Origin of the sequence: Pandoraea sp. E26, from assembly GCF_000681415.1 — a bacterium.
GTDB lineage: Bacteria > Pseudomonadota > Gammaproteobacteria > Burkholderiales > Burkholderiaceae > Pandoraea > Pandoraea pnomenusa.
Window position 1 is genome coordinate 46800 of record NZ_AYXJ01000018.1, and the last position, 13382, is coordinate 60181.

Sequence of the window (13382 nt, forward strand, 5' to 3'; positions counted from 1 at the left end):
CCGGTAAGAATTCATTTCTGCATCGGATGTGCGGACAATCCCCTGTGGTTTCAAGGGGCATTACGGCGCGAGATCGACCTTTCTCACGTAGCCCGAGGCACGCCGGAATCACGGGTCACGGCACGCGCCGGGGGCGCCGCGGAACCACGTCCGGGAATGCGTGGGACACGCCCGGGTTTGAAGCTCATAATAGTCATTTTAAGCACGCCGCACCATGAGTCATCCTGACACACAGCCCCCGGTCGACAGCGCGACGTCCGGCCGTGCGGCATCGGAAATGCCGCCCGGAACGGGGCCAGACGCCCTTCCCGGCGTTGCACCGCAAACCACGGCCGAATGGCCGTCGGCACGGCTGGCGGCCATCGACGAAGACGCCGTGCGCCTGCTCGTGCATACGTTCTATGGGCGTATCCGCGACGACGACATGCTCGGGCCCGTCTTTCGCGAGGCGCTCGAAGGCCGCTGGGATGGGCATCTCGAGAAAATGGTGTCGTTCTGGGCCAGCATCGTGCTCGGTGCCAAGCGGTACCGCGGCAATGTGACGCAGGCGCATCAGCCGTTCGCGCATCTGAGCGGCGAGCATTTCAGCCGCTGGCTCGCCCTGTTCTTCGATACGCTCGACAAGATCTTCGAACCGCAGGCCGCGTTCGCCTTTGCGGAGCCCGCCATCCGGATCGCGGAGAGCCTTCAACTGAACCTGTTCGGGTGGGAGTATTCGCTGCCACCGGCGCAACGTCTGTTGCTCGATAGCGTGAAACAAGCCAGACCGTCTCGACCGCACAAATGAAACGATCGGCGAATTTTGCTTAAATTCGCCGATTTTTCCTGAAAAAAGCGTATTTCCGACGCGCCCTGGCGCGACCGCGCTCGGGGGTCGTCCCGGCCGGTTACCGACCGTCGCCCTTCGTCCAGCGCTCCCGCGCCGCGGTGTCGGTCTCCCGGGCATCGACCCAGCGCTCACCCTGTGGCGTGGACTCCTTCTTCCAGAACGGCGCCTCGGTCTTCAGGTAGTCCATGATGAATTCGCACGCCGCGAACGCATCGCCCCGGTGGGCCGACGTCACCGCCACCAGCACGATCTGGTCGCCCGGCCCCAGATCGCCGTAACGATGGATGACCAGGGCGTCGAACAGGCGCCAGCGCTCGTGCGCCTGGGCGACGATCGCCGAGAGCGCCTTCTCCGTCATGCCGGGATAGTGCTCCAGCGTCATGCGGGACACATCCTTGCCATCGTTCAGATCGCGCACAGTGCCGACAAAGCTCGCCACGGCACCCACGCGCAGGTCGTTGGCACGCAGTTGGCGGATTTCCTCCGACAGGTCGAAATCCTCGGTCTGTACGCGAATCGGCATGGTGTCGATGTGCTCTGTATAGGGTTGGCGGGCCGGGTTGCCGCATATCCGAGGCCGGCCGCCGCCCCGCCGCGACCCCGGATGCGAACCTGAACTTGTCAGCCGCCGGTGACCGGCGGGAAGAAGGCGACCTCGCAGCCCGTCGTGAGCCGCGTGCCGGCCGGCACCATCTCGTGATTCAGCGCCATGCGAAGCGCGCGCTGCTCGCCGAGCGTCTCGGCCCAGACGGGGCCGCGATTGCACAACCACCGACGCACGTCTCCCACTGTGGCAACCCCCTCGGGGACTTCCACGTTCGGCTCCTCGGCAACGTTCAGCGCCTCGCGGACACTGGCAAAAAAGCGAAGATTGATCTGCATGGTTGCTTCCCCGGCGCGCCGCATGGGCGGCGCCCCTGTCTCTCAATATAGAAGATCGGAAAACGGCAGGAATGCCACCGTCTGCCCCGCTTCGATGCGGTGCCCGGGCGGGTTGTCGATGAGGCCGTCGCCCCAGACGGTCGAGGTGAGCACCGCGGAACTCTGGTTCGGAAACGCCTCCAGACCGCCCTGATCGTTGACGCGGGCGCGCACGAATTCATTGCGACGGTCCGCCTTCTTCTGCGTGAAATCGGCTCGCATCGCGATACGGCGCGGCGCCACGTCCGCCACGCCATGCAAGCGCAGAATGAACGGGCGCACGAACAGCAGGAACGTCACGAAGCTCGACACCGGATTGCCCGGCAAGCCGATGAAGTGCGCCGTATCGCCGCCCGCACCGTGCTCGCGACTCGCGTCAGTCGCGTCAGTCGCGTTCGTCGCATCACTCGCGCCACGCGGACGGTTCACCTCGCCGTATGCGAGCGGTTTGCCCGGCTTGAGTGCGATCTGCCAGAGGTTCAGTCGCCCCTCGGCCTCCACCGCCGGCTTGACGTGATCTTCCTCGCCCACCGACACACCGCCCGACGTGATGATCAGGTCATTGCCGCGCGCGGCGTCACGCAGAATCGCACGCGTGGCCGCAAGATTGTCCGGCACGATGCCGTAATCCGTCATCTCGCAGCCAAGGTTCTCCAGCAGGCTGCGCAGCACGAATCGGTTCGAGTTGTAGATGCCGCCCTCGCGCAGCGGCTCGCCCGGCATGGTCAGTTCGTCGCCGGTGAAGAACACCGCCACGCGCAGGCGGCGCGCCACCTGCAACTTCGCGATGCCCACCGAGGCCGCCAGCCCGAGCGACTGGGCGCGCAGGCGCGTGCCCGCCGCGAGGATCACGCTGCCGCGACGAATGTCCGCGCCCTGACGATTGATGAACTCGCCGGCCGCGGGCACATGGCGAATCACGACCTTGCCGTCCTCGCGCGCCTCGCATTGCTCCTGCATCACGATGGCGTCGGCGCCCGGCGGCACCGGAGCGCCGGTGAAGATGCGCGCCGCCGTGCCCTCGGCCAGCGGCGCCGGTGCGTGACCGGCGGGAATGCGCTGCGAGACGGGCAAGACCGTCTCGGCGTCACGCAGATCCGACAACCGGACGGCGTAGCCGTCCATGGCGCTCGTGTCCATCGGCGGCACATCGAGCGTGGCAATCACGTCGGCGGCCAGCACGCGACCGTTCGCCGCGAGCGTGTCGACCGTCTCGTGGCGGCCGAGCGCACGCGCGGCGCCCAGCACGGCATCGAGAGCTTCTTGGGTACTCAGCATGAGGGGGGGCCCGGAAGTCTGAGAACAGCGCACGCCGGCTTACAGGCCGGTGTGCTCCGCAATGTACGCCTTCACGCGCGCAACGTCGTTCGGCACGGTCTCGAAGCGCTGCGGCAGCGATTCGAGCTGCTCGAAGCCCGCCGGACGCGGCGGCTCGCGATGCAGCGCCTCGCGAATGGTCTCGGCGAACTTCGCCGGCTGCGCCGTCTCGAGCACCACCATCGGCACCCCGGGCTCGAGCGCTTCGCGCGCGACCTTCACGCCATCGGCCGTATGGGTGTCGATGACCACGTCGTAGCGACGGGCCACGTCCTGGATCGTGGCCACACGGTCGTCGTGCGTGCTGCGACCCGAGACGAACCCGAACTGCGCCACGCGCGCGAACGCCTCGGTGCCTGAGAGATCGAAACCGCCCTCGCGCTCGACCTTCGACAGCAGATCGGCCGTTGCCTGGGCGTCGCGCCCCAGCAGGTCGAACAGGAAGCGCTCGAAGTTCGACGCCTTCGAGATGTCCATGCTCGGACTGCTCGTATGGAACGTTTCGGCGGACTTGCGCACGCGGTAGCGTCCGGTGCGGAAGAACTCGTCGAGCACGTCGTTCTCGTTGGTGGCCACCACCAACTTGCGAATCGGCAAGCCCATCATGCGCGCGATGTGACCGGCGCAGACGTTGCCGAAGTTGCCCGACGGCACGGTGAACGACACTTCCCCGTCCTGGCCGGACTTGCCGCCCGTGGCCGCGAAGTACCCCTTGAAGTAGTACACGACCTGCGCCACGACGCGCGCCCAGTTGATCGAGTTGACCGTGCCGATCTTGTAGCGCGCCTTGAAGGCGTGATCGTTCGACACCGCCTTGACGATATCCTGCGCGTCGTCGAACACGCCTTCGACCGCGAGATTGAAGATGTTCGGGTCCTGCAGGCTGTACATCTGCGCCGTCTGGAACGCACTCATCTTGCCGGCGGGCGAGAGCATGAAGACCCGAATGCCTTCCTTGCCGCGCATGGCGTACTCGGCCGCGCTGCCCGTGTCGCCGGACGTGGCGCCCAGAATGTTCAACGCATCGCCGTGCTGAGCCAGCGCGTACTCGAACAGGTTGCCGAGCAACTGCATGGCCATGTCCTTGAACGCGAGCGTCGGACCGTTCGAGAGCGCCAGCAGCGAGAGCGGCGTGCCATTCTCGACGCCGAGCGGCAGCAGCGGCGTGATCTCGGCGGCATCCTCGCCGGGACGCACATTGCGGTAGACCTCGGCGGTGTACGTGCGCAGGGTCAGATCCGCCAGGATTTCGGTGGGAATGTCGCCGGCGAACTTGGTCAGCACCTTCGCCGCGAGCTCGGCGTAAGACAACTGGCGCCAGGCGCGCAGTTCGTCGGCCGTCACCCGCGGATATTCGGTCGGCAGGTACAGGCCGCCGTCGGGGGCCAGGCCACCGAGGAGAATGCTCGAGAACGATTGCGGCTCGCCGGAATTCAGGCCCGCGCCGCGCGTGGAGATGTATTTCATGTGAGTCGTGTCCTGTCGAATGGGTTCGTGCAGCGGGTCGTCGGCGCGCCGGCCTGCGGGCGCGCGCGACCGACTCAGCTCAGCGCCTCCATGCGGATGCGCGTGACCTTCGAGAGCACCGTCTCCATCGCCTCGATCTTCGCGATGGCCGCGTTGATGTGCTTTTCCTGGGTCTGATGCGTCAGGATGATGATGTCCGTCTGATGTTCGCCTTCGCGCGATTCCTTCTGCAGCAATGCGTCGATCGAGATGTCCAGGTCCGCGAGAATGCGCGTGAGTTCGGCCATCACACCGGCACGATCCACCACACGCAGGCGCAGGTAGTAGCTGGTGGTGACTTCGCCGATCGGCAGCACCGGCGTGTTCGACAGCGCGTCGTGCTGGAACGCCAGGTGCGGCACGCGATGCTCCGGGTCGGCCGTCTGCAGACGCGTCACGTCCACGATGTCGGCCACCACGGCCGAAGCCGTCGGCTCGGCGCCCGCGCCCTTGCCGTAGTACAGCGTGGCGCCCACGGCGTCGCCCTGCACCAGTACGGCGTTCATGGCGCCTTCCACGTTGGCGATGAGGCGCTTGGCGGGGATGAGCGTCGGATGCACGCGCAGCTCGATACCCGCCTCCGCGCGACGCGTGATGCCCAGCAGCTTGATGCGGTAGCCCAACTCCTCGGCGTACTTGATGTCGAGCGCCGAGAGCTTGGTGATGCCCTCGATGTAGGCGCGATCGAACTGCACCGGTACGCCGAACGCGATGGCGCTCATGAGCGTGAGCTTGTGCGCGGCATCGACGCCTTCGATGTCGAACGTCGGGTCGGCCTCGGCATAGCCCAGACGCTGTGCGTCGGCAAGCGCCACGTCGAAGTCGATGCCTTTGTCGCGCATCTCCGAGAGGATGAAGTTCGTGGTGCCGTTGATGATGCCGGCGATCCACTGGATGCGGTTGGCGGTGAGCCCTTCGCGCAACGCCTTGATGATGGGAATGCCGCCGGCCACCGCGGCCTCGAAGGCCACCATGACGTTGGCCTTGCGCGCCGCGGCGAAGATTTCGTTGCCATAGACGGCCAGCAGCGCCTTGTTCGCGGTGACCACATGCTTGCCGTTCTCGATCGCCTTGAGGACCAGTTCCTTCGTGAGGTCGTAGCCGCCGATGGTCTCGACCACGACATCGATGTCCGGATCGTTGACCACCTCGAACGGGTCACCCGTCACGACAGCCGCCTGGCCGACGAGACCGCGCGCGCGTTCGACGTTGCGCACCGCAACCTTCGTGATCTCGATACCCCGGCCGGCACGACGTTGAATTTCTTCCTGGTTGCGAGCCAGTACCTGGAAGGCGCCATAGCCTACCGTGCCAAGGCCGAGGAGGCCCAATTTGATCGGATTCATGCAGTTTTACTCAAAAGTCGAAATCGGTTGGCGCGCATCACTTGCCGTGGCGACGGCGATAACCGTCAAGGAAGCGGGCAATGCGACTGATGGCGTCTTCCAGGTCGCCCTCGTGAGGCAGGAACACGACACGGAAATGGTCGGGGTGCATCCAGTTGAAACCGCTGCCCTGCACCAGCAGGACCTTTTCTTCGAGCAGCAACTGGAGGATGAATTCCTGGTCGTTGGCGATGGGGTACACCGCCGGATCGAGACGCGGGAACAGGTACAGCGCCGCCTTCGGCTTCACGCAGGTCACGCCGGGAATAGCGGTGAGCATGCGGTGCGCGATTTCGCGCTGCTCGTACAGGCGCCCGCCCGGCACGATCAGGTCCTGAATGCTCTGGTAGCCGCCCAGCGCCGTCTGGATGGCGTACTGCCCCGGCACGTTGGGGCACAGCCGCATCGAGGCCAGGATGTTCAGCCCTTCGATATAGTCGCGCGCCGGGCGCTTGTCGCCGGACACGATCATCCAGCCCGCGCGGTAACCGCACGCGCGATAGCTTTTCGACAGGCCGTTGAAGGTAATGGTGAGCACGTCCTCGGACAACGAGGCGATCGACGTATGCTCGGCGCCGTCGTAGATGATCTTGTCGTAGATCTCGTCGGCGTAAATGATGAGCTTGTGCTCGCGTGCGAGCGCGACGATCTCCTTGAGCAGTTCGTCGGAGTAAAGCGCGCCGGTCGGGTTGTTCGGGTTGATGATGACGATGGCGCGCGTGTTCGGCGTGATCTTTTTCCGAATGTCCGCGAGGTCGGGCTGCCAGTCCGCCTGTTCGTCGCAGACGTAGTGGACCGGGGTGCCGCCCGAGAGGCTGACCGCCGCCGTCCACAGCGGATAGTCGGGCGCGGGCACGAGGACCTCGTCGCCATCGTTGAGCAGTGCCTGCATGGCCATCACGATGAGCTCCGACGCCCCGTTGCCGAGGTAGATGTCGTCGAGCTGCACATCCTTGATGCGCTTTTGCTGACAATAATGCATGATCGCCTTGCGCGCCGCGAACACGCCCCGCGAGTCCGAATAGCCGGCCGAATTCGGCAGGTTGCGGATCATGTCCTGCACGATCTCGTCGGGCGGCTCGAAGCCGAACGGCGCCAGATTGCCGATGTTCAGCTTGATGATGCGATGACCTTCGTCTTCCATGCGCTTGGCATGTTCGAGCACGGGCCCACGAATGTCATAGCAGACATTCTGCAATTTCTGCGATTTGAGGATCGGTTTCACGGCGGTTGTGGTCTTGGCGGGCGACGCAGGGGCCGGTCGGGCCGGCAGCAGGCGGGACGCACGACGCACCGGCGGCGGCGCAAACCGGCGCGCAAAGCGCACGGGACACCGCTTTTCCCCGATTTCGGCGTGGCAAATGCCGCACTGCAACGGTTTTGCCGTGCTGCGTACGGCAAAAAGCTATAATTTAGCCAATTATGACAGAGTTCGGCAATGCATCATTGACGGTTTGCAAGACGCGAGGCAAGATGCCCGGCCGTTGTACACCGCGCCGACGCTCATCCACCACCGGGCAACCCCTGGTAGGGAATCTTTCGAAAGTGAAACTGCATCAAGACCCGTCGCAAGCCCTGAACACGGTGACCGGCTACGGCCGCGGCTATGTCGAAGTCAACAAGATTCGCCACGACCAGAGCGTGATCATTGCGCCCGAGGGCGAGATCCAGCACTGGCCGGTGTCGCGCTTCGACGCGCTCACGCCCGCCGACTTCGACCTGTTGCGCCGCCTCGACCCCGAGGTCGTCATCTTCGGCAGCGGCTCGCGCCTGCGCTTCGCCCATCCCAGACTGACCACGTCGCTGACGAGCGCACGCATCGGCGTGGACTCCATGGACACGCAAGCCGCCTGCCGCACCTATAACATCCTGATGAGCGAGGGGCGGCGCGTCGTGCTCGCCCTGCTCATCGAGCCCGAGGCGACTGAGTGAGTCGCCGCCCGCTCGCACCCGGCCTGCCGGGCACGGACCCACTCGCTGCGCCCGCCTTGCCGCCCGCGTCCCCTCGCGACGCAACGCCGTCCGCCTACCCCCTGTCGCCCGCCGCCTTCTGGCTGCTGCTTCTGGGCTTCGCCCTGGTCTGGTTCGGCGTGCTCGACTATCGCCACCTGATCGCGAGCGACGAGGGCCGCTATGCGGAAATGGCGCGCGAGATGTGGGTGACCGGCGACTGGATCACGCCACGCTACAACGGCTACAAGTACTTCGAGAAGCCGCCGCTGCAAACCTGGATGAACGCGCTCACCTTTGCCGCCTTCGGGCTCGGCGAGTGGCAGGCACGGCTTTGGACGGCGCTCACCGGCTTTGCCGGCGTGCTGACGGTGGGCTACACCGGCCGCCGCGTGTTCAATGCGCGCGTCGGCCTGTTCGCCGCAGCCGCGCTGGCCAGCGCGCCGCTGTGGTCGCTGCTCGGACACTTCAACGTGCTCGACATGGGCCTGTCGTTCTTCATGGGGCTGTCGTTGTGCGCGCTGCTGCTGGCCCAGCGCCCCGGGCTCGATCGCGGCGCGGTGCGCGGCTGGATGTGGTTGTGCTGGGCGGCCATGGCGCTTGCCGTGCTGAGCAAGGGCCTCGTCGGCGTCGTGCTGCCCGGCGCCGTGCTGGTGATCTACACACTCGTGGCTCGGGACTGGGCCTTGTGGCGGCGACTGTATCTGGGCAGCGGCCTGATCGTCTTTCTCGCAATCGCCGCGCCGTGGTTCGTGCTGGTGCAGTTGCGCAACCCCGAATTCTTCGATTTCTTCTTCATCAACGAGCACTTCCGCCGCTTCGCGATGGAAGGCCATAACCGCGACGGCGCCCCCTGGTACTTCGTGCCGGTGTTCATCGTCGGCTTCCTGCCGTGGCTGTCGGTGCTGCCGGGCACCGTGCGCGCCACGCTACGCATGCCCCGCCAACCGAACGGCTTCGCGCCGGCGCTGATGCTCTGGGTCTGGTCGGCGTTCATTTTCCTGTTCTTCAGCGCGTCGCATTCCAAGCTGATTTCCTACCTGCTGCCGATCGCGCCGGCCATGGCGCTGCTCTTCGGACTGTATCTCGCGCAGTTGCGTCGCGACACCGTTCGCCTGCACATGGCCGGCTATGCGATTTTCCTGATCGCGGCGCTCGTGATGGTAGCGATCTTCGTCGGCCGCGCCGGCAGCGTGCGCAATCCGAACGAGCTCTACAAGGCCTTCCAGGTCTGGTTGTACGTGGCCGTGGGCCTCGGCCTGGCGGGAACGCTCGTGGCGTGGCGGCTCGCGCGTCACAGCGCGCGGCGTGCCCTGCTCGCCTTCTCGGGCGCCATGCTGCTGCTCGTGACCGTGGGCGGCATGGGACACGAGGTGTTCGGCCGCCAGAGTTCGGGGGTGCTGCTGGTGCCGGCCGTCCAGGCCGAGATGGCCCGCCTCGGGCCGAACGTCCCCTTCTATTCCGTGAACGTGCTCGATCACACCATGCCCTACTACCTCGGGCACACGATGATCATGGTGCAGCATCCGGATGAGCTCGAATTCGGCGTGAAGCAGGAGCCGCAGAAATGGCTGCCCACGCTCGCCGACTTCTATGCGCGGTGGCGGTCCGACCCGAAGGCGCTCGCGCTGGTCGATCCGGGTACGTTCGGCAAGCTGGAGGCCGAACGCCTGCCCATGCGCGTCGTCGCGCGCGACACGCGGCGGATCGTGATCTCGAAACCTCAGCCGGAAGACGACGTAAAATAGCGCGCTAATTGTTTCGGCCGGCGCCACACGCATGAATACCGCCGGCAATGACAAGATCGGGGAAAGGGCCTCGCGCCGCACGACGGCGCCAGGACTGGCCAATTTGCAGCGTCCATAATTATTCACAAACGTTCACAAACGTTCCATGAATCTCGCTACGTTTTCACTTATTCTCACGGGCGTGCTGCTCAATGCATGCGCTCAGTTGCTGCTCAAGGCCGGCGCGAACGCCATCGGCGCCATGGAATTCACCCGCGCGAACATCGTGCCGATCGGCATCAAGCTCGCAACGCAGGTGCCGATCATGGGCGGCCTCGTCTGCTACGCGATCAGTGTGGTTGTCTGGATTCTGGCACTCTCGCGCGTCGAGGTCTCGATCGCCTATCCGATGCTCTCGCTCGGGTACGTCGTCAACGCGATCGCCGCGTGGTACCTGTTTGGCGAGACGCTGTCGATGCAGCGGCTCGTGGCCATCGGCATCATTCTGGTCGGTGTTTATATTCTGGCCCGCAGCTGACGCTGCGCGCCTTCGTGGGTTCGACGCCATCGCCTGCCCCCGGGCGCACGCGTTGCTCCACGCTTACCTGAGGCTTCGTCTTACATCATGAGCGACTCGGCAACCCCTCAATCGAATCAACCGTTCCTGCCGTTCACGCGGCCGAGCATCGACGACGCCACCATCGCCGGCGTGACCGAGGTGCTGCGCTCGGGCTGGATCACCTCGGGCCCGCAGGTGCAGGCCTTCGAGAAGGCGCTGTCCGAATATTTCGGCAACCGCCCCGTGCGCGTCTTCAATTCGGGCACCGCAACGCTTGAAATCGGGCTGCGCATCGCGGGCGTCAAGGGTGGCGACGAAGTCATCACCACGCCGCTGTCGTGGGTTGCCACGTCCAACGTCATTCTCGAAGTGGGCGCCACGCCCGTGTTCGTCGACGTGGACCCCGTCACGCGCAATCTGGATCTCGATCTGCTCGAAAAGGCAATCACGCCCCGCACGCGCGCGATCATCCCCGTCTATCTGGCGGGACTGCCCCTCGACATGGATCGTCTGTACGACATCGCGCGCCGGCACGGGCTGCGCGTGATCGAGGACGCCGCGCAGGCCATGGGCTCGACGTGGCGCGGCGAGCGCATTGGCGCCATCGGCGACCTGGTGTCGTTCAGCTTTCACGCCAACAAGAACCTGACCTCGATCGAGGGCGGCGCACTCGTGTTCAACAATGAAGACGAAGCGCGTCTGGCGGAAAAGTACCGCCTGCAGGGTGTGACCCGTACGGGCTTCGACGGCATGGACGTGGACGTGCTTGGTGGAAAATACAACCTGACGGACGTTGCCGCACGCGTGGGACTTGGCCAGATGCCGCATCTGGCGCAGTTCAACCGCCGCCGCACGGCGCTGGCACAGTGCTATTTCGACACGCTCGCGGGCGGACCGGCCGTGGCGCTCGGGCTCGGCCTGCCGCCGGCCGACTTCACGAATTCGAACTGGCACATGTTCCAGATCGAACTGCCGCTCGACAAGCTCACGATCGACCGCGCCGGCTTCATGGAAAAGCTCAAATCACGCGGCATCGGCAGCGGCGTTCACTACCCGGCCATCCACCTGTTTACAATGTACCGGGCGCTTGGCTTCCATGAGGGGCAGTTCCCGAACGCGGAACGTCTCGGCCGCGCGATTCTCACGCTGCCGCTTTTCCCCGCCATGACGAATGCCGACGTCGCTCGCGTCTGCGAAGCCGTTAACGCCATTTGCGCTGATCATCAAAAATGAATTGTCCACAACTCTCCGTCGTCATCCCGGTTTATAACGAAGAGGCCGGCCTCGCCGCGCTCTTCGCCCGGCTGTACCCGGCCCTCGACCAGTTGGGTGTGACTTACGAAGTGGTGTTCGTCAACGACGGCAGCCGCGACCGCTCGGCCGCGCTGCTTGCCGAACAATATCGCGCGCGTCCCGACGTCACGCGCGTGGTGCTGTTCAACGGCAACTACGGCCAGCACATGGCCATCCTGGCCGGCTTCGAACATACCCGCGGCGAATGGGTCGTCACGCTCGACGCCGACCTGCAGAACCCGCCCGAGGAAATCGGCAAACTCGTCGCGCAACTGGCGGCCGGTCACGACTACGTCGGCACCGTGCGCATGAATCGTCAGGACACCTGGTTCCGCCGCAATGCCTCGCGCGCCATGAACCGTCTTCGCGAGCGCATCACCCGCATTCGCATGACCGACCAGGGTTGCATGCTGCGCGGCTACAGCCGCCACATCGTCGACACGGTCAATCAGTGTCGCGAAATCAACACGTTCATTCCGGCGCTGGCGTACACCTTCGCGCAGAACCCCACCGAAGTGGACGTCGCCCACGAGGAGCGCTTTGCGGGCGAGTCGAAGTACTCGCTCTACAGTCTGATCCGCCTGAATTTCGACCTCGTCACCGGCTTCTCGGTCGTACCGCTGCAATGGCTGTCGGGCGTGGGCATCACGTTGTCGGTGGCCTCGGGCCTGCTGTTCGTCGTGCTCATCGCGCGACGCTTCATTTTCGGCTCCGAAGTCCAGGGCGTGTTCACGCTGTTCGCCGTCACGTTCTGCCTGCTGGGTGTGATTCTGTTCGGCATGGGCCTGCTCGGCGAGTACATCGGTCGCATCTACCAGCAAGTCCGCCAGCGCCCGCGCTATCTGGTGCAGGCCGTGCTCGAGGCTCCGCCGGCCGGTCGTACGGGCAGCTGCGCGAACACGGCCGAGCCGGGCGTCGCCCAGGCGCAGGCCGCCAGTGCCGCCGAGCTGGGATCGCAAACGTCATGAGCGCTCAGACGCCCAACACCGCCCGCGCCGTCGTCTTCGCCTATCACAACGTTGGTGTTCGCTGCCTGCAAGTGCTGCTCGCACGCGGCGTCGATGTCGCCCTCGTGGTCACGCATCAGGACAATCCGAACGAGAACATCTGGTTCGGCAGCGTTGCCGGCGTCGCCGCCGAGCATGGCATCCCGGTCGTCACCCCCGACGACCCCGCCGATCCCGCGCTCGCCGCGCGCATCCGCGAGGCTGCACCGGATTACATCTTTTCCTTCTACTACCGCCACATGATCCCGGTGACGGTGCTGGAGATCGCCCCGCGCGGCGCCTTCAACATGCACGGTTCGCTGCTGCCGAAGTACCGGGGACGCGTGCCGGTGAACTGGGCGGTTTTGCGCGGCGAAACGGAAACCGGCGCCACGTTGCACGAAATGGCCGCAAAACCCGATGCCGGCGCGATTATCGACCAGACGGCCGTGCCCATCCTGCCAGACGATACGGCGGGCATGGTGTTCGAGAAGGTCACCGTGGCCGCCGAGCAAACCCTCTGGCGCTGCCTGCCGGGCCTGATGGCGGGCACGGCGCCGCGTCACGTCAACGAGCTCGCCTCGGGCAGCTACTTTGGCGGACGCAAGCCGGAGGACGGTCGGATCGACTGGTCGCAACCCGCGCAGCATGTCTACAACCTGGTTCGCGCCGTCGCCCCCCCCTATCCGGGAGCATTCACCGATCTGGCAGGCCGCCGCTGGGTGGTCGCACAGGCCCGTCTGTCACGCGCGCCGGCACCGGCCGGTTTGCCCTGCGGACTGCAAGTAGTGGATAATGCGCTCCTCGGCATTTGCGGCGACGGAAATGCCATCGCCATTCATGAACTAACGCTGGACGGCAAGCCTGTCACGCCGGAACAGTTTTCCCAGCTCAATCACTGACCGCAAT

13 protein-coding genes are annotated in these 13382 nt (G+C 65.3%); 7 read left to right on the forward strand and 6 right to left on the reverse strand.

The window, feature by feature from the left end; all coding sequences use genetic code 11:
* Positions 1–214: 214 nt before the first annotated feature.
* On the forward strand, positions 215–787 hold the full coding sequence (locus tag W930_RS27305; RefSeq protein WP_231107066.1) for a group III truncated hemoglobin: 573 nt from the start codon (positions 215–217) through the stop codon (positions 785–787).
* A gap of 100 nt (positions 788–887) precedes the next feature.
* Here the strand turns inward: W930_RS27305 and moaE are convergent, their stop codons facing one another.
* The 6 genes from moaE to W930_RS0113310 all read right to left on the reverse strand — a co-directional run bounded on the left by moaE (position 888) and on the right by W930_RS0113310 (position 7183).
* Positions 888–1352 (reverse strand): molybdopterin synthase catalytic subunit MoaE, encoded by a 465-nt coding sequence (gene moaE, locus W930_RS0113285; protein ID WP_023596289.1) that lies wholly within the window; start codon positions 1350–1352, stop codon positions 888–890.
* Positions 1353–1450: 98 nt separating this feature from the next.
* Positions 1451–1711: a molybdopterin converting factor subunit 1 gene (moaD, locus tag W930_RS0113290; RefSeq protein ID WP_023874129.1), complete on the reverse strand. Its 261-nt coding sequence runs from the start codon at positions 1709–1711 to the stop codon at positions 1451–1453.
* Positions 1712–1753: 42 nt separating this feature from the next.
* Positions 1754–3028, reverse strand: a complete 1275-nt coding sequence (gene glp, locus W930_RS0113295) for a gephyrin-like molybdotransferase Glp (protein WP_023874128.1) — start codon at positions 3026–3028, stop codon at positions 1754–1756.
* A 39-nt stretch (positions 3029–3067) separates the two neighbouring features.
* The gene (gene thrC / locus W930_RS0113300; protein WP_023874127.1) at positions 3068–4534 is read right to left on the reverse strand and encodes a threonine synthase; all 1467 of its coding nucleotides are present in this window, start codon (positions 4532–4534) and stop codon (positions 3068–3070) included.
* Positions 4535–4608: 74 nt separating this feature from the next.
* Positions 4609–5919, reverse strand: coding sequence for a homoserine dehydrogenase (locus W930_RS0113305; RefSeq protein WP_023596293.1), 1311 nt, complete (start codon positions 5917–5919; stop codon positions 4609–4611).
* Between the two features lie 37 nt (positions 5920–5956).
* Entirely contained in the window at positions 5957–7183 is a 1227-nt protein-coding gene (locus W930_RS0113310) for a pyridoxal phosphate-dependent aminotransferase (RefSeq protein WP_023874125.1), read from the reverse strand.
* Positions 7184–7503: 320 nt separating this feature from the next.
* Between W930_RS0113310 and W930_RS0113315 the strand changes: the two genes are divergently transcribed.
* The 6 genes from W930_RS0113315 (at position 7504) to W930_RS29165 (ending at position 13375) form a co-directional block, all read left to right on the forward strand.
* Positions 7504–7890: an Mth938-like domain-containing protein gene (locus tag W930_RS0113315; protein ID WP_023596295.1), complete on the forward strand. Its 387-nt coding sequence runs from the start codon at positions 7504–7506 to the stop codon at positions 7888–7890.
* A 56-nt stretch (positions 7891–7946) separates the two neighbouring features.
* Entirely contained in the window at positions 7947–9656 is a 1710-nt protein-coding gene (locus W930_RS0113320; RefSeq protein WP_028731035.1) for a glycosyltransferase family 39 protein, read from the forward strand.
* Between the two features lie 145 nt (positions 9657–9801).
* The gene (locus W930_RS0113325; RefSeq protein WP_023596297.1) at positions 9802–10173 is read left to right on the forward strand and encodes an SMR family transporter; all 372 of its coding nucleotides are present in this window, start codon (positions 9802–9804) and stop codon (positions 10171–10173) included.
* A gap of 87 nt (positions 10174–10260) precedes the next feature.
* Positions 10261–11427, forward strand: a complete 1167-nt coding sequence (locus W930_RS0113330; RefSeq protein WP_023874122.1) for a DegT/DnrJ/EryC1/StrS aminotransferase family protein — start codon at positions 10261–10263, stop codon at positions 11425–11427.
* Positions 11424–12455: a glycosyltransferase gene (locus W930_RS0113335; RefSeq protein WP_023874120.1), complete on the forward strand. Its 1032-nt coding sequence runs from the start codon at positions 11424–11426 to the stop codon at positions 12453–12455. Before W930_RS0113330 ends, W930_RS0113335 begins: the two co-directional genes overlap by 4 nt.
* Positions 12452–13375, forward strand: a complete 924-nt coding sequence (locus tag W930_RS29165) for a formyltransferase (RefSeq protein WP_023596300.1) — start codon at positions 12452–12454, stop codon at positions 13373–13375. The genes W930_RS0113335 and W930_RS29165 overlap by 4 nt, the downstream gene beginning before the upstream one ends.
* Positions 13376–13382: the final 7 nt, after the last annotated feature.

Excerpts from the sequence above, each read along its gene's own strand:
- W930_RS27305 (WP_231107066.1), top strand. The coding sequence starts at position 215 with ATGAGTCATCCTGACACACAGCCCCCGGTCGACAGCGCGACGTCCGGC.
- moaE (WP_023596289.1), bottom strand. The coding sequence starts at position 1,352 with ATGCCGATTCGCGTACAGACCGAGGATTTCGACCTGTCGGAGGAAATC.
- moaD (WP_023874129.1), bottom strand. The coding sequence starts at position 1,711 with ATGCAGATCAATCTTCGCTTTTTTGCCAGTGTCCGCGAGGCGCTGAAC.
- glp (WP_023874128.1), bottom strand. The coding sequence starts at position 3,028 with ATGCTGAGTACCCAAGAAGCTCTCGATGCCGTGCTGGGCGCCGCGCGT.
- thrC (WP_023874127.1), bottom strand. The coding sequence starts at position 4,534 with ATGAAATACATCTCCACGCGCGGCGCGGGCCTGAATTCCGGCGAGCCG.
- W930_RS0113305 (WP_023596293.1), bottom strand. The coding sequence starts at position 5,919 with ATGAATCCGATCAAATTGGGCCTCCTCGGCCTTGGCACGGTAGGCTAT.
- W930_RS0113325 (WP_023596297.1), top strand. The coding sequence starts at position 9,802 with ATGAATCTCGCTACGTTTTCACTTATTCTCACGGGCGTGCTGCTCAAT.
- W930_RS0113330 (WP_023874122.1), top strand. The coding sequence starts at position 10,261 with ATGAGCGACTCGGCAACCCCTCAATCGAATCAACCGTTCCTGCCGTTC.
- W930_RS0113335 (WP_023874120.1), top strand. The coding sequence starts at position 11,424 with ATGAATTGTCCACAACTCTCCGTCGTCATCCCGGTTTATAACGAAGAG.
- W930_RS29165 (WP_023596300.1), top strand. The coding sequence starts at position 12,452 with ATGAGCGCTCAGACGCCCAACACCGCCCGCGCCGTCGTCTTCGCCTAT.